The organism is Oleiphilus sp. HI0043 (genome assembly GCF_001634935.1).
In genome coordinates this window covers 1-24,018 of sequence record NZ_LWEY01001312.1, presented here as the reverse complement: position 1 = coordinate 24,018, position 24,018 = coordinate 1, and the positions used below count along the sequence as shown (strand labels likewise).

The window sequence follows — 24,018 nt, the reverse complement described above, 5'->3', positions numbered from 1 at the left end:
GTGGAATAATCGAGAGAATATTATCAATGCACATACTTCAAGTAGCGATGTTGAAAAAGGCCATACAGCTATCGCTCGCCTTGGTTTTGATATTGAATGCCGCAAACATTTACGCGATGCCTGCCTTTGCGCGTCAATACAAGCAGCACTATGGCTATACGCCATCTTGTCACGCTTGCCACAAAGAAGGTGGCGGTACACCTTTAAACTTTTACGGACAGGCCTTTGAAGATCAGGGAAAAAACAAAGCCGCCTTAAGACTGATCGCCGAGCTGGACAGTGATAAAGATGGTATCGCTAACGGTGTTGAAGCGGTCAAAAAATCTAACCCGGGTAATCCGAATTCGCTGCCTTCTAAACCGGGAAATTGGCTTGATTTATCCAGTATTATTCCAAAAGAAGTGCAAACGTTATTTCCTAAGGCTGAAGCTTGGAAACCGCTTGATGCCACCTTAACTGAGAAAGACCTTAAGCGGGCTGAGGCCATGGGTGTAAGGCTTAGCGGTGAAGACGAGAACACGATATACATCCCTGTCGCAAATCGTCGTCCGATAGGGACCAGTCTCATCTTTCCTGTGATATATAAGAATGAAACCTTCTTCTTATTGATGTCGACAGATCGTCACTTGAATATTAGCCAAGTTAAAGCTTTAGAGTCACAGGAACTTCCTTTCGAATTAGGGGCGGAGCTATTTCAAGGTTTTAAGGGCTCAGCACTTCACTCAATACCTAAGCGCGATGGTGATGGGCTGGCGACTGCGATAAACAGTGCAGTTAAACGTGCCGGTGCCTTGGTTTATATTCGCTTGAAGGGGGCTTAAGCATGCAAGGCTTGATAGCTAATAGTTTGTTCAGCATCTTGTTAACCTTAACGGCTTCATTCAGGGCACCCTTCTTAGCACTGTTTACGGTTTGTTTCCTGAGCTTGGGGGCGAGTCCTGCTTTGGCAGAAAATGCAGAATTTGATTTCTTCAGTGATGCGCCTATCGCTGAAGAGGAATTGGTCATTGTGCCACCCGAAAAAACAGCATGGGAAGACATTGGAGCGCCTATCGCGCTTGTGGTCTTTTTCTTCTTTTCTTGCTTCTTAATCAACTGGTTTTTCCCATTCAAGCAAACGGGTATGGAGTTTGATCTTCACAACCTGCCTATCGCGGCGCAGCGGGGTATTGGTGTAGCGGTCATACTTTATGGCATAGCCTTGGTGTTTGGCGCGATGGAGGCGCATTACCAAGTCCACTTGCATGGTGACGCACCCAGCTATTTTCAGCAAATGGGTGAAGGCAAGCTGATTGCTTTCACGCATGCCCACCTATTTGGCTTCACAACCAGCTTCTTTATCATCGGTATACCTTTCTCTATGCACTTCAGTCGCCTTAAGGTCTATCAATGGATATTTCCGGTTGGGTTGATTGCCTCGTTAACAGACATCATCTCCTGGTGGGGAATGAAGTATATCTCCGGTAACTTCGAGTACATTACCTGGGCCTGTGGTCTCATCTTTAGTGTGTGCTTTATGTGGATGCTTATCGGCCTGGTAAGAGTGCTATTCTTCCCGAAAGTAAAATGGTTCCCTGATTTTATCAACGAAGATAATCAGCGCCGTTTTAAGGAAGAGCATCCTCCTGAATAGAATCAATTTGCTCACAAGCTATTATCATTATGCAATGCAGTCGAATAAGGACTTAACGCTATGAACGACTTTTTTGGAAAGCTATTAAACTATGTTTGGATGTTTTGTCTAAAACTCACAGCCAGCCTACCGTTGATTAAAGAACCTAAGTTATTCGAGGGAGAAAACTCTTCACTTGATTTGATCGATTACATGGCGAGCCAGAAGCATAAAAGCGTACTGATTGTAACGGGTGCTGGGCTAATTCGAAGAGGGCAGGTGCAGCCGATTATTGATCGTTTTGCCGAACTTAATATTAGTGTGACTATTTTTGACCGTGTAGAACCCGACCCGACGTTCAGTATCACGAATGAAGCATTGAATCTGCTAAATGAAAACAATTGCCAAAGCGTGCTAGCGATCGGCGGTGGTTCTGCGATGGACCTTGCTAAAGTCATTGCCTTGAGTGCTTCCAATAAGAAAAAACCAGAAAAACTTACCGGTTATTTCAAAGCACTTAAGAAACCTTTGCCGTTTTACGCTATCCCAACAACAGCTGGCACAGGCTCAGAAGTGACGGTTATATCCGTCATATCTGATAATCAGACTAAAAGTAAAAGCTTCGTTATTGACCCTCGTACAGCCAGCTTAGCCACCGCACTTGATCCAGTATTTATGATTACGATACCGCCTGCGTTGACGGCAGCGACAGGAATGGACGCCTTAACCCATGCTATTGAAGCGTATGTCGGAAGAAATGGTAGTGCTTACACAGACGAGCAAGCCCTCGCAGCTATTCGTTTAATATTCAAAAACCTGCCTATTGCTTTTAAGGATGGAAGTAATATTGAGGCACGAAGTGCGCTGGCATTAGCTTCTTACAAAGCAGGACTAGCGTTTACGAAAGCATCACTGGGCTACGTACATGCTATTTCTCATCAATTGGGTGCGAAGTATGGTGTTGCCCACGGCTTGGGTAATGCAATTGTATTACCGCATGTGATTCAATATTCAGCGCCTTCAATTGAAGTCAAGCTGGCAACGATTGCACAAGAAGTTGGCATCGTGCAACAAGGAGACGACACAAAACAATCAGCAAAGAGAGTGGTAGAGTATCTTTTTGCGTTTAATAAAGCGGTCGATATCCCGGAAACGATTGCTGAGCTTCAAGAAGAAGACTTTCCTTCCATCGTTAAAGATGCCATGAGCGAAGCCTATTTCAATTATCCTGTTCCCAAATTTATGCCAGAACAAGATTGCAATACACTCTTACAGCAACTATTACCAAATACTGTAGCTTGAGGGTGAATTTTTTAGTCCACTTAGACTTGATCCTGACGCTTACTGCTTCGGTCTTTGCATTTGTCATTACTGCATAGACTTTCTTTAAGGAGCCGCAATGAAGAGTCAGGATTGGGTGGGGTGCCAATAGCAATACCGACATATGGGGTATAACCTAGTTCTCATAAATCACTAATACCCCCCAAATGGGCGGGTTAATAAAATACATACTCGCCGTATTATTTTTCCTATTCGTTCTATGACTCACAAAGTAATTAAATACTCCAGGCGGATGGATAGTGAAAATAATAAGATCTCGTAATGCTAAGATGATTGCTGGCGTCTCTGTACTCGCTGGAGTTGGCTTTGTCGCTCTTCAAAGTGAACCAGTACAGGAAACGTCAAAGCTTGGCACCCCCAAGAAAATTCAGGAAATAACCATTGGTGTTGAAGCTCAGTCTTTGGCAGAGACTGCGAACATGTCTCCCGATGACGCGCCTTTAGCTATTGAAGACAGGAATGATCCTTTTGAGGGGCGAGAGGTCAAATATCGCTTCCAGCAAATAGCGTCTCATTTTGCTCAGGAGATTAAATACCCTACTTTTTCGCGCCCGATTCATCAGCAACAGGACTTGGTTGAGTATTTACCCAATCGGGCCGTACAGTCTAGTCGACCGATCAATCTTGATGACGTTGATGGAGAGATACAAGAGGTAGGGCCTCGTATTGCTCTCAAGACCTCTAAGTTTAACTATTACCCTGGCGAACCTGTTGTCGCCGTCGCAGATGTGACAGGCATACAAGCTCGTAACTCTGTGCATGTCACGGGGCTAGTTCGAGTTGGTGGACAGATTGTCGCGAAAAACCAAGGTGTTATTCGCTCAGATGACGGTTCTAATCATGCTCACCAGCAATACAGCTTGCATTTTGATGACCTCAGCAATATTCCTGTGAGCGATCAGGGAGACATGGATGTTGTTGCCGAGTTTACGATTGATGGAAATACCTATGCGATTACCTCATTAATAAGGTACCCCAAGACGGTTGCGTCTATAGAGGGGCTTGGTGAGGTCGAGGTTGAAGGAGAATACCTCAAGATTCCAATGCAGGTGACGACCTCTGCTCCCGGCTTGCATGCCATTAAAGCAAATCTTTATGCTGCTGATTTAGGCACACCTCTTGTGCACCTGAATACGGTTGAAGAGCTCAACTCAGAGAGCGGTGTGCTCTTACTGAAAGCACACATCGCAGCACTTAAAAATATGGGCCATGAAGGGCCTTATGAACTCAGGGATCTTTCGTTTACCAGGGGGGCGTCTGCACCAAAATATACCGTGGAGCAAGGGCTGGTCGGCGCGTCTACATATCCTGTTGCCGGTTTCTCTTTTAGCGAATATGACGACGTTCCATACATCGACGAGAGCGCGCAATCACGTTTGGATTTCTTAAATCAACTAGGGAGTACTCACTAAGGCTAGCAACTTTCTGTAGCAGACAAGCTCTTAAATCACTACTCAACACATAATTAAGCTCTTAAAAATAAAGATAAAAGGACAGGAGAATTATCATGAAGATACTCAAGTATATCGTCGCTTTATGCATGGCGGCGTCTAGCCTTTCTAGCTTCGCAGGTCAAATTGCGGGTAAGAATATTTTACTCATCCAAGGGTATTGGCCCACGCATATTGCCGCTGATCCAGGTGACAACGGTAAGGAAGATGGCTATCGATATTGGGGGACGTCTGAACTATACAACGGCGGTAACGGTATTGTTCGGCATGGAGATGGATCGATCAATCAGACGGCAGACCCACATGCTAGAATTCTTTACTATGATTCAGGTAAACACCTAACTGGACCAGGTAATAATGGTGAGCTTGTTGCCAATCAGTTGCAAGAAATCTTCGCAGACACACCTAACTTTTGTGTTGATGGTTGTGTGTTGGTATTGCACTCAACGGGCGATATCGTAATGCGTTATGTTATGGATCCTCAAAATGCTTCACTGTTGGGTGATTATGCCAATAACTTAAACATTGACGCGGTCATCGCCATGGCGGGTGCCGGTGGTGGTACTGACCTGGCGAACATAGGTGTTGACCTGTTTAATGGTATCAACTACGGCTCTACTATTGCTAATGCTATTTCCGATTGGATTGGTGCAGATATTACATTGCCCAGCACGCGAATTGGTATGACGTATGAATTGCAGCCTGAAATTGCTCGAGGCTTAGCCGCGTCTGGTACGTCTAATTCGATCCCTAACTTGCGTATTGCAGGTACGGGTGATGAGCTTTTTGGTCTCGTTACGCACCCGCTGATTACAGGCGGCGATGACAGTGTTGTACCTCTGCATAGTGCATGTGGCTCTAACAGGGAAGAGTCCATTGATTCATGTGTGTCTGATCTAGCTGTAGATGGACGTGTGAAGTATGTCTCGAAGCACCCGTCTGGTTACTACGATTATTACTACCCCATCATTATGAGTGAGAACACACCTCACAATAATATGCCGCAATCCATTAATATCTGGTCTTTCCAAAACCTATTGGTACTTCCATGGTTTGTTGACGGTCACCCAATGACCTTCGCATTGAGCAATGCAAATCAATACGAAAACAGTGGTAATGCCTCAATCGATGTGGATGTAGAGTATCACCATCACTGGTCATGGTTTAAGAAATATCGGTATATCACCAATGCTTCAAGAAAAAGTATGTCTGAAGTGATACTGGACTCATTTGAGTAGTAGAGTCTGAAATACTTAGTCATGTAAAAAACTAGCATAAGGCTGAATAGAAAATCCGATGATGGCAACATTGTCGGATTTTTTTATGGGCTTTCGTTAAGGCTTAATCAATATTTTTGTGGCCCAGGCTTTAAGGCAATGCGTATATACCTGTTTGTTACCGTTAATAATAAAAAAGGTGTCAGGTCTTTTTTTTCACTGTATTGTTAATGCTCACAAGGTATGAGTATTAACAATGTTAAATATGGATTTTTCGGAAAAGCTGGCTCTCGATACAGCGAAAATGGAATGGGATAAAAGCCCTGCTGCCGGTGTTTGGCGTAAACCTTTGGAGCGAGAAGCTAAGGAATCGGGGCATACCACGAGCATTGTAATGTATGAGCCTGGCTCGTCTTTCTCTGAGCACTTTCACCCAATGGGTGAAGAGATTTTTGTATTGGAGGGCGTATTCTCAGATGAAACAGGAGACTTTGGCGCTGGAACCTATATACGTAATCCGCCTGGAAGCAACCATGCCCCGTTTAGTAAGCAAGGCTGTGTTATCTTGGTCAAGCTGAACCAGTTTTCACTCGAGGATAAAGAACAGGTACGCATCGATACTACTTCTACCTCTTGGCTGCCAGGAATCGGCAGGCTGCAGGTTATGCCTTTGCACGATTTTGAGCATGAGCATGTCGCACTGGTGAAGTGGCCGAGTAATGAGCGTTTTCAGTCTCACCGTCATTTTGGAGGGGAGGAAATTTTTGTCCTATCGGGAAAGTTTTGTGATGAGCATGGCATCTATCCTAAAGGAAGCTGGATACGTAGCCCTCACATGAGTCAGCATCACCCCTTCGTTGAAGAGGAGACGGTCATTTTGGTGAAAACTGGGCACTTACCCGTGCCAATTAACCCTTAGATAATTAAGAGGCGAAAGTATCTCTACACACTAAAACGCTTTTAGTCAGCTCTGCTTAAGTGAGCAAAGTGGAATCTTAGGTGATCTTCTATGAAGCTTTGAATAAAAAAGTAACTATGGTCGTAGCCTTTTTGCATTCTGAGTTCTAGATTCGCGCCGACAGATTTGGCGGATTCTACAAGATTTTCGGGTTTTAGTTGTTCCAGCAGAAAATTATCCTCATCACCTTGATCCACTAATATCGGTAACGCACATCCATGTTCTTTTAACAGCTCGCAACTATCGTATTGTTTCCATGTATTCTGATCCGTGCCAAGGTAAGCGAGAAATGCTTTTTGTCCCCATGGGCAATTGATTGGATTGCTAATAGGGCTGAAGGCAGAGACTGACCGATAAGCTTCTTGATTCTTCAGGGCAATAGTTAAAGCGCCATGCCCGCCCATACTATGCCCGAAAATAGATTTTACACTGGAGGCAGGGAAGTGGCGTTCAACAAGTTTCGGTAGTTCTGTTGCGATGTAATCGTACATTCGATAGTGGGAAGACCAGGGTGGTTGTGTAGCATTTAGATAGAAGCCAGCCCCTAAGCCTAGGTCATAAGAGCCTTCGGGGTCATCGGCAACATCTTCACCACGAGGGCTTGTGTCGGGTGCGATGATAATGAGTCCGAGTTCTTCTGCCAGACGAAAAACACCCGCTTTATGCATGAAGTTTTCATCTGTGCAGGTGAGGCCGGATAACCAGTACATTGCAGGGAGAGGGCTTCCAGTTGATGCCTTTGAAGGTATAAATACCGAAAACCGCATATCACAACCCAAAACATCCGATGTATGTGTGAACTGCTGATAGCAGCCACCAAAGACTCTTGCTTGATTTATTTGTTTTAGTGTCATGTAGCGGTCGCTTAATATTGTTATCTAATAAAATGTCTTAGTAATGAATGACGCTGCGAATACTCTTGCCTTCATGCATGAGATCAAAGGCATTATTAATCTCTTCGAGCGGCATAGTATGCGTAATGAATTCCTGTAAACCGAACTCTCCAGCCAAATACTGTTCAACGATACCTGGCAGTTCAGATCGACCTTTTACGCCGCCAAAGGCAGTTCCGCGCCAAACTCGTCCGGTGACTAACTGAAAGGGTCTTGTTGAAATCTCTTGACCTGCACCCGCAACGCCGATGATCACGGATTCTCCCCAGCCTTTATGGCAGCACTCTAGTGCCTGTCGCATGACATTAACGTTACCAATGCACTCAAATGAATAATCCACGCCTCCATCGGTCATTTCAACAATGACCTCTTGAATAGGCTTGTCAAAATTCTGAGGATTAATACAATCGCTTGCACCTAACTGCTTGGCGAGTTCAAACTTACTTTCGTTGATATCGATGCCGATAATACGACTAGCGCCTGCCATACGGGCACCGATAATAGCGGATAAACCAATACCGCCCAAGCCAAAGATGGCAACGGTATCACCTTGCTGTACTTTAGCTGTGTTCAAGACAGCACCCATTCCTGTTGTTACACCACAACCTAGCAGGCAGACTTCTTCAAGGGGAGCATCTTTGTTTACTTTCGCCAAGGAAATCTCTGGTAAAACGGTATACTCAGAAAAAGTGGAACAGCCCATATAGTGATAGATTGGTTCACCATTCTTATAAAAACGAGTAGTGCCGTCTGGCATCAACCCTTTACCTTGGGTTTCCCGTACGGCCTGGCATAAGTTTGTTTTCCCCGACATGCAAAATTTACATTCACCACACTCAGCTGTGTAAAGCGGGATTACGTGGTCGCCGACTTCGACGCTTGTAACGCCTTCACCGACCATTTCGACAATACCACCACCTTCATGACCAAGGATTGATGGGAAAATTCCCTCTGGGTCTTCACCTGACAAGGTGAAGGCATCAGTATGACAGACCCCGGTTGCAACGATCTTTACCAAGACCTCGCCCGCTTTCGGGTACATAACATCGACTTCTTCGATCTTCAGGGGTGTGTTAGGGCCCCAAGCAACGGCGGCTTTAGATTTAATAAACTGGTCAGTCACAAGGTTTCTCCGGGGGGAAAGATGAAATTCACAATCAGATTAGCTACAAGCCTATATCGGCCGAAGCGTGTTCCAATCTTGACATATTCCTAAACTTTTTCCAGCGCTTTTGTTTTAGGTTGGTGGCTTAATGATCCGCACCAGTTAAAGCGGACGCCCTGTTAAGGTGATCATTGTGGCGACTTCTTTCGCAAGGCAAATGCTCGTTTTAATGTACCTTGGTTAAACCCCTCAATACTCAACTTTTGCAAATATGTTAAGAAATAGATCTGAGACCTTTTTTGTTGATTTGCACCCAAAACTGACCCATTAAACCCAAATATTTGCATCGAATTTTGACCCACGTATAAACCTATCCCTGCTTCAACAAAGGCAGGAGAAAAAGGAGTGATAGACGTGGCTCTATTGAATCAACGGGGTCAGACTCGATTGAACTTCTGTTAAAGAAAATGATTTAGTTATGGATGCTACTTTCTACAAGCGAAAAAAAAGACCAGTTAGATAACTAACTAGTCTTTTTAATGTGGTAGCGGGGGCCGGATTTGAACCGACGACCTTCGGGTTATGAGCCCGACGAGCTACCAGGCTGCTCCACCCCGCATCAATCTCGTCTTGATCAAGGTTTGTTGCCTCAATCAATGTGCGCGTATACTATCCATCGATGTGCTTCCCGTCAAGCCTAATTCCATCTTATTTAATAAAAACGGATTTTTATGTGTTAATTAATGCGGGTGGCGGGTGAATTCACTGTCTGGTGATGATCTGAGTCCAATTGCCGCGATAAAATTGCGTTATGCTTCTACAGAGGAAGCGATTTAAACTACAATATACAGATGTCTTAGTTATACCTATCCCAAGCCGGAGATTCTTGGATGCCCTCAGTTGATGACCTCGTTGCGACCGCGAGGCGTAACGAAATAATCGCTCGTAACCTCTTCGATATAGAAGTTGCGATTATGAACATTACTCGTTGTTCGGACTTCTTTATGGCGCTGGTGTCGCTGGTGCAGGAAAAGTTCGAAATCGAGCATGTGTGGACGGTTTTGACGGAAACGCCTTCTAACGCTCATCTGATTGATACTTTGCGCGAAGCTGAGCGTAAAGCTGATAAAGAAGCGCCTGTCATTCTGCGCACAGTGAGTATGGTGGATTTTCTAGGAGCGACTCAGAGTGTCCGAGAGCCAATTTTGGTTAGTCGTGACATCAAGCGCTATCACTCGCTCATGCCTATTGAAGTGAAACGCAATGCCGAGCCTCACGGTGTTCGTTCGCTGGCTGTATTGCCTATTGTGATTGATAGCAAGGTTGTAGGGGCTTTGATGCTGGGTTCAAACTCCGCCGAGCGCTATAGCCCGAGCAAAGATAGCTTCTTTCTGAAGCAGTTGTCTGTAAAAGTCTCTTTCTCGCTAGCGGGTGTATGGGCAAGAGAAAGGATTAGCTTTTTGGCAACGCGAGATCCGCTTACTTTATTACGTAATCGTAGAGAGTTAGAGGAAACGCTTGATCAAGAGTTAAGTCGTCATGCGCGCCAGAAAGAAGATTTGGCGGTCATGTTTATCGATTGTGATGATTTCAAGATAGTCAACGATACCTGCGGTCATGACTGTGGTGATAGTTATCTCAAGCATGTTGCACATCATCTGAATGAGTTAACACGAAAGAGTGATTTGGCATTCCGCTTTGCTGGTGATGAGTTTGTCGTGTTGCTGCCTCATCAGCGCCAAGAAGGCGCTGATATTATTGCAGGGCGTATTCGCGAGCATCTCTTGAATACGCCTCTCAGAGTCGAGGATAAGGTAATTCCTGTTGTGATTAGTTATGGCGTGATTTCGACAGAATCAATGGATCGAGTCGACTCTAAAATGATGCTTAAAATAGCCGATGAGCGGCTTTATGAAATGAAGCGTCAGAAACCTTCCAAACGAGTAAGTGTTCCTGAAACCCAGGATAATGTCGTGGTTGCCAAGGCTGGCCTGGTGAGTACCGACTAATACTCGCCAAGCTGTCGGTTTTATAGGCTTTTCAATTGCGAACTTTCTGTTCGGTACTGCCCTGGTGTCATACCGGTCCAACTTTTAAAGCTGCGATGAAATGAGCGCCCGTCAGAAAAGCCCAGGTTATAAGCAATATCTTGAATTCCTATTTCGGAGCTTTTCAGAAGTTCGGTCGCTAAGTCTAGTCTGACTTCATTTAACAGCGTTTGATAAGAACTGTCTTCAGCGACGAGTTTTCTCTGCAGTGTTCGTTCGGTCATGTTTAGTTCATTCGCAATGAGTTCTTTTCTTGCGCTGCCTAGATTCAATTGGTGTCGAATGAGTGCTTTGACTTTATCAGCAAAGTTCTCACTAGCCAGGCTAAGGTGAGTCATTTGCTCACTAGCATGAGATTCAAGAGTTTTGAGTAGCAGGTTATCGGGTTGGCGAAGTGAAATAGACAGTAGGTCTTTATTTAGCACAATACCGTTGTGCTGAGCCTCAAACTCAACGGGTGCATTGAAGAAGCGGGTATATTCTTCTTGGAGCTTTGCAGAAGGAGCGGGGCGCCCGATTAGTATCTTTTCAGCAGAGGCATTTTGGTTTGCTAACCAGCGTGCAAAGTTTGTCCACGAAGCCAACACGTTATCGATCATATGAGGCCTGACAATCGGGTCGTCGTAAATACAGTGCCAGCACTGCAAGATGCTGTTCCCTAAATCTTTAAAGCTGGTTGTTCCCATATCCCCGACAAGTCTTTCATAGGGCTGTATTTTATCCATGGCTTCACCGATGGTGGCGCAACTCATAGTGATATAGCCAAGCACACTATAGGAGCCTGGCTGAACAAATTGGCTGGTATGAAGCCCGAGCAAGGGGTCATTAGCGCGTTCGATAAGATGTTTAATAAGAGATTGGAACTGGGTTCCAATAATACGCCCATTTGCACTGGCCAGAACATTCGGGTCGATCCCTGAGTCGAGAATGACTTGATGAGTATCGATTTGTTTGCTCTGAGCATATTGTAAATATTGCTGTACGGCAGGAATGGAAGCAAAGCCCAGGTGTTTCATAATTTACTCTTCTCGCAGGAAGTTTGAGAGCACAAAAAGTGTCACTGACTGAATTTGATGATCATAATGTCTGAAATTGTCAGTGAAATTATAGTTTATTCCGTTATTATTTCGAGCTATGTCTTTCTAGAGTGTTGTCCGCTGTTAAGATGCTGGGCACTTTAAACTAAATTTGAATATATATAGGTGAACGCATGCGTCGTTGGAATGGTTGGGGAGATGAAGCAAACAAAATGGATTTGCCACCTACGGGTGAGCAATTTCTTAGTGATCTAGTGGGTGCTTCCAGCCCTTTAGCGGATGCACAGCTGAGTGAAGTTTTGGCTCAAGTTCCAGAAAGTCGTTTACCTGAGCATATATTGATTGATAAAGACCCGGAACAGCGTCTTCGTCATTCTCGCGGTCAAAGTCTGCCTGACTGGCTTGCCATGAGAAGTGGCCGCTTTGAATTCTTCCCCGACGGCGTTGCTTTTCCAGAAACTAAAGATCAGGTCGCTGAGTTGGTCGAGTTTTGTTATGAACATGACATTATCCTGATTCCCTATGGTGGTGGAACCAGCGTCGCGGGGCATATTAACCCTTTTGAATCTGATGAACCGATACTAACTTTATCGCTAGGTCGAATGACTCGCTTGATAGATTTGGATGAGGAGAGTCAGATTGCTACCTTTGGTGCCGGTACACCTGGGCCTTTAGTTGAATCTCAGCTTCGTTCTAGAGGCTATACCTTGGGGCACTTTCCCCAGAGCTTTGAGCTGTCGACCATTGGTGGTTGGGTAGCGAGCCGTTCTAGTGGACAGCAGTCTCTGCGTTATGGACGCATCGAACAAATGTTTGCTGGTGGTAGTGTCGAAACACCTAAGGGGCGTATGGATATTCAAACCATTCCTGCCTCGGCAGGCGGCCCGGATGTAAGAGAGATCTTTATGGGCTCGGAAGGGAGGATGGGCGTAATCTCTGAAGTTAAGGTACGAGTGACACCTTTAGCAGAGCAAGAAGACTTTTACGTTATTTTCTTCCCTTCGTGGACGCAAGCAAAGGAAGCAGCTCGTTATATGGTTCAGAGTAAGGTTCAACTATCGATGCTGCGCTTAAGTAATGCCGTTGAAACCACGACCCAACTTGCTTTGGCTGGTCACCCTGGCCAGATATCAATGCTTGAAAAGTATCTGAGCTTTAAAGGTGCTGCTGAAGGCAAGTGCATGATGACCTTGGGTATAACGGGGCTGCCTGAGCAGTGCCGCCCTGCCCACAAACTAATGAAGAGCATGATTCGTCGTTATCATGGCGTGTACACCGGTAACTTTTTGGGTAAGAAGTGGGCTGATAAACGCTTTAAGATGCCTTACCTACGCGAAGCTCTTTGGGAAAAGGGCTATGTGGTTGATACCCTTGAAACGGCAACCGACTGGGATAATGTAGATAATCTACTTAATAAAATTGAAGACAATTTACGCAATAGTCTTAGCGCTGAAAATGAAAAGGTCCATGTCTTTACCCATCTTTCACACTTCTACGGCCAGGGTTGCAGTATTTATACGACTTATGTGTATCGAGCCGGTGAGAGCTGCGAGCAAGCTTTAGAGCGTTGGAAGCATATGAAATCTTCTACCTCCGAGATTATCGTCAACAATCGCGGTGCAATCAGTCATCAGCACGGAGTTGGTAAAGATCATGCTCCTTTCCTTCCAAAAGAGAAGGGCGAGTTAGGAATGCACCTCATTAAAACTGCTTTTGCAGCCATGGATGAGAAGGGCTTATTGAACCCGGGAACCCTGATAGAAGATGACAGAGTAAAAAGCCTGTTCGACTAGCTTTTTTGCAAGCTCGGCTCAATTTACGGTCCAAAAAAATTATAACTTTTCAAACTCTCGGCGTGACAGCTGCGATATGACGACGACGGAGGTAAGCCGTGTCACAAGATAAACAATATGCATCCTCTATTGCTTATTGGGCGCCAGGTGGCCGAGCGTTAGCCTTAGATGTGCTGCGCTCTGGAAAGGCTTGGGACTTGGTGATTGTTGGTGGCGGGATTACCGGTGCCGGAATCTATCGCGAGGCTGTCGCGCAGGGTTTGAAAACCCTCTTGATAGAGCAAAAAGACTTTGCCTGGGGGACTTCATCACGTTCATCAAAAATGGTTCATGGCGGACTGCGGTATCTGGGAAGTGGACAATTTTCCTTAGCTAATGACTCGGTCAAAGAGCGTCAGAACTTGATGGATGAGTTGCCCGGTTTAGTTGAGCCTTTGCCATTTATTATGGGGCATTACAAAGGTGTTTTTCCCGGGCCTTGGGTGTTTAACAAACTTTTGGCTATTTACGACTACATGGCAGGGAAGCGCTATCGGCAGTTTTTCAAACGAGGCATATTAGACTTTTTAGTCCCGGGCTTGCTTACCAAAAAGTTAAAAGGCGTCACTCAATTTGCTGACGCTTCTACCGATGATGCTCGTTTGGTTTTACGTGTATTGGAAGAGGGCAATCGCGACGGCGGTGTTGCGATCAATTATCTGCGAGCAGAGCAAGTAAGCAAGGACGAAAATGACAGAGTCACGGGCGTCTTGCTGAAAGACCAACTGAGTGCTGAACAGTTTGAGTTGCAGGCAAATGTTGTCATCAATGCTGCCGGGGTATGGACAGATGAACTTCGACAACAGCTCGGTGAAAACAAAGTAATAAGGCCTCTGCGTGGCAGCCATTTAGTTTTGCCTCAGTGGCGCTTGCCAGTGGCGTATTCTGTGAGTTTTTTTCACCCGAAAGATAAGCGGCCAGTGTTTGCTTTCCCCTGGGAAGGTGTGACGGTTGTCGGGACAACGGACCTTGATCACAAGCAAAGTAGTCGAGACGAGTCCAGCATAAGCGCTGGCGAAGTAGCGTATCTGTTAGCTGCTGTGAATCAGCAATTCCCAAATAGTTTGATTTCTGAAAGCGATGTTATAGCGACGTACTCGGGTGTTCGCCCTGTTGTCAGTAAACATTCTAGCAAGCAAGAAGCTGACTTGAGTAAACCGGCAAAGCCTTCTGATGAAAAGCGTGAACATGTTGTCTGGGATAATCGAGGCATGGTGAGCGTTGCAGGAGGTAAGCTGACGACTTATCGTTTAATCGCCTTGGATGTGCTTCAAACGGCGGCGAGATATTTAAATCGGAAACCTGAAGACTTTAAGTCGAGTACACACTTTCCTGAGACTGACCATGTAATGGCTTCAGCTCATATCAATGCACCTCAGATTCGTAGGCTAAAAGGACGCTATGGCTTTGGCGCAGAACGTATCGTTGAGCTGGTAGATAGGAAACCTGAGTTAGCAGACAAAGTCTTGACTAGTGATACCATATTCGCTGAGCTTGTTTATGCCTGTGAAACTCAACTAGTCGTGCATTTAGACGATCTAATGCTGCGCCGCACTCGTTTAGGACTTGTTCTTCCTAAAGGTGGTGAGGCCGTGCTTACTCGCGTCAAGGCTCATTGTTTGGAAGCTTTAGGCTGGGATGAGCCTCGTTGGGATCAGGAGGCGAGCAGGTATCAGCGTATTATTAGTGCTCATTATTCTCTTCCTGTCGAAGAAGCCAAAAAAGAAGAGCGGGTGGTGTGATGAGCGAGCAGTATATCTTCACCATTGATAACGGTACTCAAAGTGTTCGGGCCATAATATTTGATACCCAAGGTAATTTGATCGCTAAGGGCAAACAAGAGCTCGAGCCTTACTTCTCTAGCCAGCCGGGCTGGGCTGAACAAGATCCAGAGTATTACTGGTCTTCATTAAAAAAAGCTTGCGATAAACTATGGGCTGCAGCTGATATTGATCGTTCCAGGATTATTGCAGCAACGGTCACCACGCAGCGCGGTACGGTCGTTAATGTTGATGAGCAGGGAAGGCCTGTGAGGCCAGCCATTGTCTGGCTAGACCAGCGTAGGGCAGAGGTAAAAGGGGATGTGCCCGGTTTTTGGAAGTGGTTGTTTAAAATCGCCGGGGTTGAAGATGTTGTACATCGATTTCGAGAGAAATCGCAGGCATTATGGATTTCCCAGAGCCAGCCTGAAATATGGCGCAAGACACATAAGTTTCTGCTGTTATCAGGCTATTTGAGCTTTAAGCTAACGGGAGAATTTAAAGACTCTGTTGGTGCCCAGGTTGGTTACATTCCCTTTGATTATAAGAAGTTAAAGTGGGCTGCTGAATCAGACTGGCGTTTTAAGATTTTGCCTTCTTTGTGCAAAGACATGTTACCTGAGCTGGTAGATCCTGGGGAATCATTAGGTGCTTTGACCAAAGAGGCAGCAACTCATTTGGGGCTAGATGAAGGCTTACCTATCATTGCCTCGGCGTCTGATAAAGCCTGCGAGATTATCGGCTCTGGCGGCAACCGGCCTGATATCGCTTGTATGAGCTATGGCACGACAGCGACAATCAATACAACTAACTCTAAACATATTGGACCGATTAAATACATGCCGGCTTATCCGGCTGCAATTCCAAAGTACTTTTCATCCGAGATTATGATTTATCGCGGTTTTTGGATGGTGAGTTGGTTCAAAAAAGAGTTTGGCCTACGAGAGCAAAAGATAGCCGAAGAGAGAGGCATAGAACCTGAACAGTTATTTGATGAACTGGTGAACCAGGTTCCGGCGGGCTCGATGGGGCTTATGTTGCAACCATACTGGTCACCGGGTGTGCGCGACCCTGGGCCGGAGGCAAAAGGCGGTATTATCGGGTTTGGTGATGTGCATACTCGCTCCCATATCTATCGCGCTATTCTGGAAGGTTTGGCTTACGGCTTAAAGGAAGGCATGCAGCGTCTGGAAAAGCGAAACGGGCTTAAGGTGAAAACCTTGCGTGTCTCGGGGGGCGGCTCTCAAAGTGATGCCGCGATGCAATTAACTGCTGATGTCTTTGGTATGCCTGCAGAAAGACCTCACACCTATGAAACCTCTGGCTTAGGGGCTGCCATTGATGTTGCTGTTGGTTTAGGCGTTTATGCAAGCTTCGATGAAGCCATTGAGAATATGGCGCGTGTTGGCAAGGTGTTTCAGCCAAACCCTGAACGAGTTAAGTTGTATGCTCGTTTGTATAAAGAAGTTTATTTGAAGATGTATCCCCAGCTGCAACCACTTTATAAGACAATTCGCGATATTACAGGTTACCCTGAGTAGTTTGGGATCTGTATTTCAATAGTAGACAGTATAAAAATGAAAGAGTAGACTCATATTTCTGGTTAAAAAAAGATCAGTGTTGTTCTTATTCCGTTGTAAAAATTTAAAAATAAAAAGCAGGGATTAATGAATGAAAAAATATACTCGAAATACCATTTTATACTCAGCGCTCACCGTTTCGTTTGTTGCAAGCTATTGGATTGTTCGGCAAGACGCCCAGCAACTCGACCCTTTAGTTTCAGATGTGCCCTTGATCGAAATTAATGAGCAAGCCTCGGAAGGCTTTAACACCCCTCGTCAGCCGAGTACCGTACTCGTTAGCCGCTACGACCCTTAGGAGGAATAAGCCTCGTACTTAGCTTGTACGAGGCTTATTGTCAGCTTGCCCTTAAGTAAATAGCGCTTTTATCTCAGGTACGCAAGAGCCACAATTGGTGCCAGCTTTACAGACTTTTCCAACTTCCTGTGGGCTTGTTAGTTGGTGTTCCTTTATTGCCGTTTGAATGGTTTTTTTCCCGACATTAAAGCAGGCGCATATGATTTTACCGACATCCGGCGTACCTATGGGTGGTTTGCCTGTTAATAAAGCCATGCGGCTTTCTGTATCTAAGGTTTCAGGGTGCTTATCGGTATGACTAAATAATGAGGCGATCCAGCTTCGCTCGGGTAGTTGGTAGTTCGAACCTACGATGAGCACAGCTTGAAGTATGCCTTCATTAAAGCAGGCGGTTCGAAATAATCCTTGATGCTCATCTTGATAGGTTTGCCACTCTAGCTCTCCTGAGTGGATTCTGATTTGACTGGACAGATGGGTTTGCCAGTGCTTGATTTGCCGCCTTCCTGCAAGTTCGTAATGGAAGTAGCCATCGCCTTTGATGAGTACGGTGTAGTCAATGCCATCAAGAATTAAAGGGTGACGTGAAATAACAAAACCGTGCCAGTTGGTTTGGTAAGCTTTGATGCTAACCGGCGTGTGCTTGCTTTCGGGTTGGAAGGATATTGGATCAATCTCTGGGTTAACGACTACTCCAACGCGCCCCTGGCTGCTGAATTGAGAGGTCCAGTGCATGGGGACAAATAGCTCTCCCTGCGGAAGGCGTTTAGTGACCTCCACTCGTGCAAGCATGCTTCCCCAATGACTTTCTATTTCAGCTATATCGCCCTGACTTAAACCGAACTTATGAGCGTCTTCAGGAGTGATCTCGACATAGGGCTCCGGCTTATGCTGGTTTAGCCTCGCTGATAAGGCAGTGCGGGTCATGCTATGCCATTGGTCTCGAACCCGTCCGGTATTCAAAGCAAGGGGCCAGGCCTCTGACAATGAGTTAACAGGTGGGCGATGTCTGAGTGCTATGAGTTTGGCTTTGCCGGAGGCGGTAAAGAAACCTCCTTCAGAAAAAAATCGTTTTACACCATTCGGGTGAGTGTTGTTTACGGGCCATTGCACAGGTTCTAGCGAGTCGTATTGTTCGTCACTAAGCTCTGCCAAGCCAGAGATATCGAAATCTCTAGGCCGTTGTTCAGCCGTATTTTTAAAGCCTGTTAGTGCTGCATGTTCCCGAAAAATATCGGCAGCAGATTTAAAATTAAATGCTTCGTGGTAGCCCATGGCTTTGGCTACTTGGCAGATAATCCACCAGTCGGGCTTGGCTTCACCTGCTGGTGGTAGCAGCGCTCGTTGGCGCGAAATTCGTCGTTCGGAATTGGTGACAGTACCGTCTTTTTCGCTCCAGCCCAAAGCGGGCAGTTTGACTTCGGCTCGATCTAAGGTATCCGCATGAGCGACACAGTCAGACACAACGACGAAGTCACATTGTTCAATGGCTTTCCTTACTTTTTCTGCATTGGGAAGGCTGGCGACCGGGTTGGTTGCCATGACCCATAGGGCTTTGATCTTTCCTGATGCGACGGCGTCGAAGAGCTCAATCGCTGGCATGCCTGGTGTATTGGCAAGGTTTGGGGTATTCCAGAACTCACTAAGTAGGCTTGTGTCCTGTTCATTAAACTCTAGGTGAGCCGCGAGTTGGTTTGCTAGACCGCCAACTTCACGCCCCCCCATTGCATTGGGTTGCCCCGTTAATGAGAAGGGGCCGCTGCCAGGTTTTCCAATGCGCCCTGTTGCTAGGTGACAGTTGAGAATGGCGTTAACTTTGTCAGTGCCGGACGAAGACTGATTGACCCCTTGGCTATATAGGCTCAATGTTTCTTGTGTATCACGAAACCATTCGAAAAAAGTCTTGATGATGTGGGGGGCAACATTACACTTCTCGGCGACAGTTGAAATATTGAAGGCATCTTGCTGCGCAGCCAAAATACATTGATCAAAGCCTTCAGTATATCGTTCGAGGTAGTCATTATCGATTACTCCCTCTTGATATAAGAAGGCGAGTAAGCCGTTAAACAAGGCGACATCACTACCCATTTTCACTGGAATATGCAGGTCGGCAATATCGCAGCTATCGGTCTTTCGAGGGTCAATAACGACGAGCTTCATGTCCGGGTTTGTTTCTTTGGCTTTTTTGATGCGTTGGAACAGTACCGGGTGGCACCATGCTGCGTTAGAGCCTATCAGAACAACTAGCTTAGAGAGTTCAAAATCTTCATAGCAGTTGGGAACCGTGTCGCTGCCGAAGGCGCGCTTATGGCCAACGACGGAGGAAGACATGCATAGACGGCTGTTAGTGTCGATATTGGCGCTGCCAATAAACCCTTTCATCAGCTTATTAGCGACGTAATAATCTTCGGTTAAGAGCTGGCCAGAAGCATAAAACGCAACGGACTCGGGGCCATATTGATCGATAGTTTCTTTAAATCGGGTAGCGACATGATTGATAGTCTGATCCCAGCTGGCCGTTTTCCCTTTGATAATGGGCTTCAATAGCCTGCTAGATAGATCTAGGGTTTCACCTAGTGCCGAGCCTTTTGAGCAGAGACGGCCAAAGTTAGCTGGGTGGTGCGGGTCGCCTTGTATTGTCACGTCCCTGTTATCAGCGTGTGTTGTTGCAATAATGCCGCAGCCTACACCACAGTAGGCGCAGGTGGTCTTTATTTCCTGCGGTTTTGTGCTTGTCTCTGTTGAGTTGATCATTTGAGTCATCTTGATGTTCCTAACCCGCTAAATCTAAGGTGGTAGTTTGCTTGGCGGTTTGAAAGTAGCCTTGGCCGAATATCAAAAACTCTCTCATGTCTTCGATATTGCAGCGCTGTTCAAGTAAGCTTTGATACCATGAGCCGTCTTTGGTATCGCCATATAGAACAACGCCTATGATGTGCCTATCTTTGATAACAAGCTTTTTATATACCTTGGCAGAAGGATCAGAAAAACGGATTTCCTCGCTTTCTTCATCACCTAAGAAATTACCGAGTGAGAATAAGTTAATACCGGTTACTTTTAATTTGGTCGCACTGGGGAGAGTCTTGTATTCCGCAACACCGTGGCCACTGAGGTGATTAGCACATACTCTGGCTTGCTCGAACAAAGGTGCTACCAGGCCAAAAGTGTCGCCTCTATGCTGAATGCACTCCCCCACAGCATAGATGCTAGGGTCGTACGTTTGTAATGTATCGCTGACAACAATGCCTTTTTCACAATGTAAGCCCGCTTTCTCAGCCAGTTCAAAATTTGGCCTGACGCCAATCGCCATAACAAATAAGTCGCAGTCGAGCTCACTTCCATCGGCAAAGCGAACGGCTCTAACATGCCCTGAATCATCTGCAAGAAGCTCTTCTGTCTCGGCCGGCATTTTAAACTTAACGTTTCGGCTTGTGAGTTCCTGCTGGAGTAAGTGACCGGCTGTCGCATCGAGCTGTCTGTTAAGGAGCACTTCCTTGCTATGAATAACGGTAACGTGCATGCCTCGCTGCGCAAGGCCGTTGGCTGCTTCAAGACCTAGTAGCCCGCCGCCTAAGACCACTGCATTCTTTTTTGTCTCGCTATAGGCAAGCATCTTATTGACATCATATATATCGCGAAAGGCGATCACACCTTCGAGTTTGCTTCCTGGAATAGGAAGAATAAAGGGTTTAGAGCCTGTTGCTATCAGTAGTCTGTCATAACGTGCTTGAGTGCCATCACGTGCTGTGACGCAACGTTTGCTTCTATCGATATCAATAACCAGCTTATCTGCTCCGGAATACAGGGTTATATTATGGTCGTGATACCATTGCCGGTCATGAATAATGATATCTTCAATGGACTTTTCTCCACAGAGTACGGGGGATAGCATGATTCGGTTGTAGTTGCCGTAGGGCTCAGCACCAAAGACCGTAATATCAAACTTTTCAGGAGAGGCGCTGACTAACTCTTCTACAGCTTTCATTCCAGCCATGCCGTTTCCGATTACCACAAGCTGCTGCTTCATCTCTAATCTCCGTACTGCCGTGTTATGAATGCTATAATCAATACATTGCTAATTTTTGCAAGTTATCGCAGCAATTTATATACCATTGGAGGTATGATTCTAACTCAACATGGTTAAGTACGCTGCAAGTCTCTTTAATAAGGCACTTAAGATTGACTTAGCTTAAGTTCATATACGGTTCACGGATGGATTAGTTTTGCACTATTTTGGTTCAACGTGTGGGTTGTTTGATGCGCCAAGGTCGATATAAAAATAATTATAGAATGTTTCATCGTTTGCTTGTTTTTATCTGTGTGTTGTTATCGTGGCGCATTTCTTATGTCGATGCTAATGAACTCAAAAAGACCGACATCGCCTTGCCAGCTTCCTATGAGGGTGACTCAAGCGCTCAAGATGAGATAGCAGAGGGCTCCCCTTACTTCGATAATTCGACTATCTCCTGGATTGAAACAAAACGCAGAGCATTGGCCGGAGATATCGTTGCTTTAGGCGCATATATTGATGGTTTGATGGGTGATCTAGAAGCCATTTCAGATCACAATCAAAGTTATGTAAAACTTTATTTGGGCTTAGGTGAGTCGAAATACTATGGGACAGAAGCGCTTCATAGATTGCGTTTTAGTTTAGATTTACCCATAACAAAAAGACGTTTTCGTTTTATTTTGGAAAGTGAAGATGAAGAAGCAGAAAACTCCGTGGATCAGGAGAGTACTAGGTCCTCCTTGAGTGAAGAGTCCGGTGAGGATGGCATTAATGCAAGTTTTAGGCTTTTATTTGATGCACGCCATTGGGATCGCCTTTCCTTTGACTGGGGGCTTAAAGCAAATTTGGACCCCGATATATTTTCAAGGGCTCGAGGAATTCGTAGCTGGAGTTTGTCAGAAAAGTGGTCATTAACTTTCTCTCCAGAGTTGTTTTGGTATGAAAGCCGGGGGGCAGGAGCCCGATCATCTTTCGATTTTGATCGCTTGGTTGGTGACTTTTATCTGCTTCGTCTACAGTCTTCCGTTGTTTGGTATGAAAGGTACGGACACAGGCGATACGTTCAAAACCTTGCTTTTTTCCATGACATCAATCAGCGGCGAGCGCTGGAATACTCGTTTGGATTTTCTGCCGATGAACGACAGCATCATACCGTTGTATCAGAGTATTTTGCGCAAATTCGCTATCGACGTAATTTGTATAAAGGCTGGTTTTTCTATCAGTTGAATATTGGCACAACATTTCCTAGGGAATATGAATATAAAACTAACCCTTTTATCGGTATCAGGTTTGAAATTTTGTTATCTGATGACCTGGAGAAAGTGCTAAGAACACGCCTTTACTAAAGCGGACAGACACAAAAAAAGGCTAAGTTCATAAAAACTTAGCCCTAAATTGCTTGAAGATAAGCAAAACGAAAATGATGAAGAACTTGTAAATAGCTTTGGATAATAGCAGCCCGAAAAAACAGCGGAGGTACAACAAAACCCTCCGCTAACGGGGGATACTACTCAAATCCACGAAAATAATTCTAGGTTATAAGAGGCCGTAACAATATAGTTTTTGAGTAAGGTCTTGTAAGGGATTGTGTTGCTATTGTGAGGTGCTGTGATGTGATGTACTAGCCTGCTAGCGAGCCTATAGACGGCTCGGTCTACAGGCTTTGGCAGTCTACTTATATTGAATAAATAACGAAAACGGCAGGCGGAGGGTTTCACCCCTAGCATGATCAACCCCTTGCCGTGCTATCCCATTTTGGAGTATTAATCGGGCTATTTACAGTATGCTAGTGTTCGGCTCATTCTTCCAGCGAGAGATTACAATCGTGTCTGTTTCAATTGCCTGGCGCATTTGCTGTTGGCAGCCTTCTTCTATGTCACTTACGCGCGGCACTGAGGCACTATCATCAACTGTACAAATACATGATGCGATTTTGACTGACACATAACCGGAAGCTGTGCGGAAAGATTTTAGATTTATACCATCATGAATGCGGCGATAAGAACTGATAGAGCAATGATCTATGTTGCCAAAGTTAGCGATGATCGCGTATTGATGTTCTGCAACGCGGCAAAGAACATCTAAGGGGCGAATTAGGCTTCTTAAGCGGCGCGTTATACCTAGTGCGACTTCTTCACAGGTCATGTGGTTGTGCTGCTTTTTGATGACAGGCCAGTTTTTGATATCAATTAGCATGTAACTAATTGCGCCACCACGAGACTCGGTGTGCCTCAGAAAGTTTGCTAAAGTCTCTTGCGCGAGACGTTTATTACCAATACCTGTTTCAATATCGACAATATTCTTTTCTTCGAGGTGTTTATTGTTTTCAATGAGCAAATGATTTGCAGACAGTAAAGTATTCTGTCGCTCTGACATTCTGTCTGCGGCATACACGCGAGGAAGAAGTTGCTTAGACATTTCTGACTTGAAGATGAAGTCGTCGATACCTTTGTCGAAGGCTTCATTTAGAGCGCTGCTACCTTCTTTCGCTGTCAAGAGTATTACATAAGTAAAGTGGTTGTTTTGCTCATCTAACTGCCGGACTTGAGCTGTTAACTCTAAGCCATCAATTTCTGGCATTAACCAATCTGCAATGAGTACACTAGCTTGGCGCTTGTCTAGCATCGCTAGGGCTGTGTTGGCATCGTTGGCGATGCGGACGTCTCTATAGCCTGCTTTGCCAAGCGTTTTGGCTATGATTGTGCTGCTGAATTTTGTGTCATCCACTACTAGAATGGAAAGATCGAGATTGGGCATGAGTCCAGGTCCTTATCCGAGTCTCTGATTCTTCAATACGATATACAAATCCGTTTACTATTTCGGCTATCGCGTGTAGCGCTAAGCGCTTATGGTCAGCGTGCTTAGTTGCTACAAAATTCT

General features: G+C 45.5%; 18 protein-coding genes and 1 tRNA gene. 12 read left to right on the top strand and 7 right to left on the bottom strand.

Annotated features, from left to right (window positions below; all coding sequences use genetic code 11):
• Window positions 1-26: 26 nt before the first annotated feature.
• The 6 genes from A3729_RS17470 (at window position 27) to A3729_RS17445 (ending at window position 6,540) form a co-directional block, all read left to right on the top strand.
• Window positions 27-821 (top strand): hypothetical protein, encoded by a 795-nt coding sequence (locus tag A3729_RS17470; protein WP_068516515.1) that lies wholly within the window; start codon window positions 27-29, stop codon window positions 819-821.
• A 2-nt stretch (window positions 822-823) separates the two neighbouring features.
• On the top strand, window positions 824-1,633 hold the full coding sequence (locus A3729_RS17465; protein ID WP_068516514.1) for a hypothetical protein: 810 nt from the start codon (window positions 824-826) through the stop codon (window positions 1,631-1,633).
• Window positions 1,634-1,693: 60 nt separating this feature from the next.
• Window positions 1,694-2,914, top strand: a complete 1,221-nt coding sequence (locus tag A3729_RS17460) for an iron-containing alcohol dehydrogenase (protein WP_068516511.1) — start codon at window positions 1,694-1,696, stop codon at window positions 2,912-2,914.
• 278 nt (window positions 2,915-3,192) lie between these two features.
• Window positions 3,193-4,365: a hypothetical protein gene (locus tag A3729_RS17455; RefSeq protein ID WP_156490166.1), complete on the top strand. Its 1,173-nt coding sequence runs from the start codon at window positions 3,193-3,195 to the stop codon at window positions 4,363-4,365.
• 95 nt (window positions 4,366-4,460) lie between these two features.
• A complete protein-coding gene (locus A3729_RS17450) occupies window positions 4,461-5,642 on the top strand; it encodes a hypothetical protein (protein ID WP_068516507.1) in 1,182 nt (393 codons plus the stop codon).
• A 235-nt stretch (window positions 5,643-5,877) separates the two neighbouring features.
• Window positions 5,878-6,540: a cupin domain-containing protein gene (locus A3729_RS17445; protein WP_068516504.1), complete on the top strand. Its 663-nt coding sequence runs from the start codon at window positions 5,878-5,880 to the stop codon at window positions 6,538-6,540.
• Window positions 6,541-6,581: 41 nt separating this feature from the next.
• Here the strand turns inward: A3729_RS17445 and fghA are convergent, their stop codons facing one another.
• The 3 genes from fghA to A3729_RS17430 all read right to left on the bottom strand — a co-directional run bounded on the left by fghA (window position 6,582) and on the right by A3729_RS17430 (window position 9,196).
• The gene (gene fghA, locus A3729_RS17440) at window positions 6,582-7,433 is read right to left on the bottom strand and encodes an S-formylglutathione hydrolase (protein WP_068516502.1); all 852 of its coding nucleotides are present in this window, start codon (window positions 7,431-7,433) and stop codon (window positions 6,582-6,584) included.
• Between the two features lie 37 nt (window positions 7,434-7,470).
• The gene (locus A3729_RS17435; RefSeq protein ID WP_197475897.1) at window positions 7,471-8,580 is read right to left on the bottom strand and encodes an S-(hydroxymethyl)glutathione dehydrogenase/class III alcohol dehydrogenase; all 1,110 of its coding nucleotides are present in this window, start codon (window positions 8,578-8,580) and stop codon (window positions 7,471-7,473) included.
• A gap of 539 nt (window positions 8,581-9,119) precedes the next feature.
• A tRNA-Met gene (locus A3729_RS17430) sits at window positions 9,120-9,196 on the bottom strand.
• Between the two features lie 271 nt (window positions 9,197-9,467).
• On the opposite strand from A3729_RS17430, the gene A3729_RS17425 reads away from it, so the two are divergent.
• Window positions 9,468-10,586, top strand: coding sequence for a sensor domain-containing diguanylate cyclase (locus A3729_RS17425; RefSeq protein ID WP_068516496.1), 1,119 nt, complete (start codon window positions 9,468-9,470; stop codon window positions 10,584-10,586).
• A gap of 20 nt (window positions 10,587-10,606) precedes the next feature.
• On the opposite strand, the gene A3729_RS17420 is transcribed toward A3729_RS17425, so the two are convergent.
• A complete protein-coding gene (locus A3729_RS17420) occupies window positions 10,607-11,641 on the bottom strand; it encodes an AraC family transcriptional regulator (protein WP_068516490.1) in 1,035 nt (344 codons plus the stop codon).
• Window positions 11,642-11,835: 194 nt separating this feature from the next.
• Between A3729_RS17420 and A3729_RS17415 the strand changes: the two genes are divergently transcribed.
• From A3729_RS17415 to A3729_RS17400, 4 genes are all read left to right on the top strand, one after another.
• On the top strand, window positions 11,836-13,455 hold the full coding sequence (locus A3729_RS17415; protein ID WP_068516487.1) for an FAD-binding oxidoreductase: 1,620 nt from the start codon (window positions 11,836-11,838) through the stop codon (window positions 13,453-13,455).
• Window positions 13,456-13,553: 98 nt separating this feature from the next.
• A complete protein-coding gene (locus A3729_RS17410) occupies window positions 13,554-15,236 on the top strand; it encodes a glycerol-3-phosphate dehydrogenase/oxidase (RefSeq protein ID WP_197470275.1) in 1,683 nt (560 codons plus the stop codon).
• Entirely contained in the window at window positions 15,236-16,795 is a 1,560-nt protein-coding gene (locus A3729_RS17405) for an FGGY-family carbohydrate kinase (protein WP_068516483.1), read from the top strand. Before A3729_RS17410 ends, A3729_RS17405 begins: the two co-directional genes overlap by 1 nt.
• 130 nt (window positions 16,796-16,925) lie before the next feature.
• Entirely contained in the window at window positions 16,926-17,132 is a 207-nt protein-coding gene (locus A3729_RS17400; RefSeq protein WP_068516480.1) for a hypothetical protein, read from the top strand.
• 51 nt (window positions 17,133-17,183) lie between these two features.
• Here A3729_RS17400 and A3729_RS17395 read toward each other — a convergent pair whose 3' ends face one another.
• Both A3729_RS17395 and A3729_RS17390 read right to left on the bottom strand, forming a co-directional pair.
• Window positions 17,184-19,892: a nitrate reductase gene (locus A3729_RS17395; protein WP_068516476.1), complete on the bottom strand. Its 2,709-nt coding sequence runs from the start codon at window positions 19,890-19,892 to the stop codon at window positions 17,184-17,186.
• A 10-nt stretch (window positions 19,893-19,902) separates the two neighbouring features.
• Entirely contained in the window at window positions 19,903-21,156 is a 1,254-nt protein-coding gene (locus A3729_RS17390) for an NAD(P)/FAD-dependent oxidoreductase (protein WP_068516472.1), read from the bottom strand.
• A gap of 230 nt (window positions 21,157-21,386) precedes the next feature.
• Between A3729_RS17390 and A3729_RS17385 the strand changes: the two genes are divergently transcribed.
• Window positions 21,387-22,484 (top strand): hypothetical protein, encoded by a 1,098-nt coding sequence (locus tag A3729_RS17385; protein WP_068516468.1) that lies wholly within the window; start codon window positions 21,387-21,389, stop codon window positions 22,482-22,484.
• Between the two features lie 430 nt (window positions 22,485-22,914).
• Here the strand turns inward: A3729_RS17385 and A3729_RS17380 are convergent, their stop codons facing one another.
• Window positions 22,915-23,895: a response regulator gene (locus tag A3729_RS17380; RefSeq protein WP_068516467.1), complete on the bottom strand. Its 981-nt coding sequence runs from the start codon at window positions 23,893-23,895 to the stop codon at window positions 22,915-22,917.
• Window positions 23,896-24,018 lie beyond the last annotated feature (123 nt).

Bases quoted from the DNA above. Each gene is read 5' to 3' on its own strand.
- A3729_RS17470 (WP_068516515.1), top strand. From the start codon at position 27: ATGCACATACTTCAAGTAGCGATGTTGAAAAAGGCCATACAGCTATCG.
- A3729_RS17425 (WP_068516496.1), top strand. From the start codon at position 9,468: ATGCCCTCAGTTGATGACCTCGTTGCGACCGCGAGGCGTAACGAAATA.
- A3729_RS17390 (WP_068516472.1), bottom strand. From the start codon at position 21,156: ATGAAGCAGCAGCTTGTGGTAATCGGAAACGGCATGGCTGGAATGAAA.
- A3729_RS17405 (WP_068516483.1), top strand. From the start codon at position 15,236: ATGAGCGAGCAGTATATCTTCACCATTGATAACGGTACTCAAAGTGTT.
- A3729_RS17385 (WP_068516468.1), top strand. From the start codon at position 21,387: ATGCGCCAAGGTCGATATAAAAATAATTATAGAATGTTTCATCGTTTG.
- A3729_RS17460 (WP_068516511.1), top strand. From the start codon at position 1,694: ATGAACGACTTTTTTGGAAAGCTATTAAACTATGTTTGGATGTTTTGT.
- A3729_RS17395 (WP_068516476.1), bottom strand. From the start codon at position 19,892: ATGACTCAAATGATCAACTCAACAGAGACAAGCACAAAACCGCAGGAA.
- fghA (WP_068516502.1), bottom strand. From the start codon at position 7,433: ATGACACTAAAACAAATAAATCAAGCAAGAGTCTTTGGTGGCTGCTAT.
- A3729_RS17420 (WP_068516490.1), bottom strand. From the start codon at position 11,641: ATGAAACACCTGGGCTTTGCTTCCATTCCTGCCGTACAGCAATATTTA.
- A3729_RS17380 (WP_068516467.1), bottom strand. From the start codon at position 23,895: ATGCCCAATCTCGATCTTTCCATTCTAGTAGTGGATGACACAAAATTC.
- A3729_RS17415 (WP_068516487.1), top strand. From the start codon at position 11,836: ATGCGTCGTTGGAATGGTTGGGGAGATGAAGCAAACAAAATGGATTTG.
- A3729_RS17450 (WP_068516507.1), top strand. From the start codon at position 4,461: ATGAAGATACTCAAGTATATCGTCGCTTTATGCATGGCGGCGTCTAGC.
- A3729_RS17445 (WP_068516504.1), top strand. From the start codon at position 5,878: ATGTTAAATATGGATTTTTCGGAAAAGCTGGCTCTCGATACAGCGAAA.
- A3729_RS17465 (WP_068516514.1), top strand. From the start codon at position 824: ATGCAAGGCTTGATAGCTAATAGTTTGTTCAGCATCTTGTTAACCTTA.
- A3729_RS17400 (WP_068516480.1), top strand. From the start codon at position 16,926: ATGAAAAAATATACTCGAAATACCATTTTATACTCAGCGCTCACCGTT.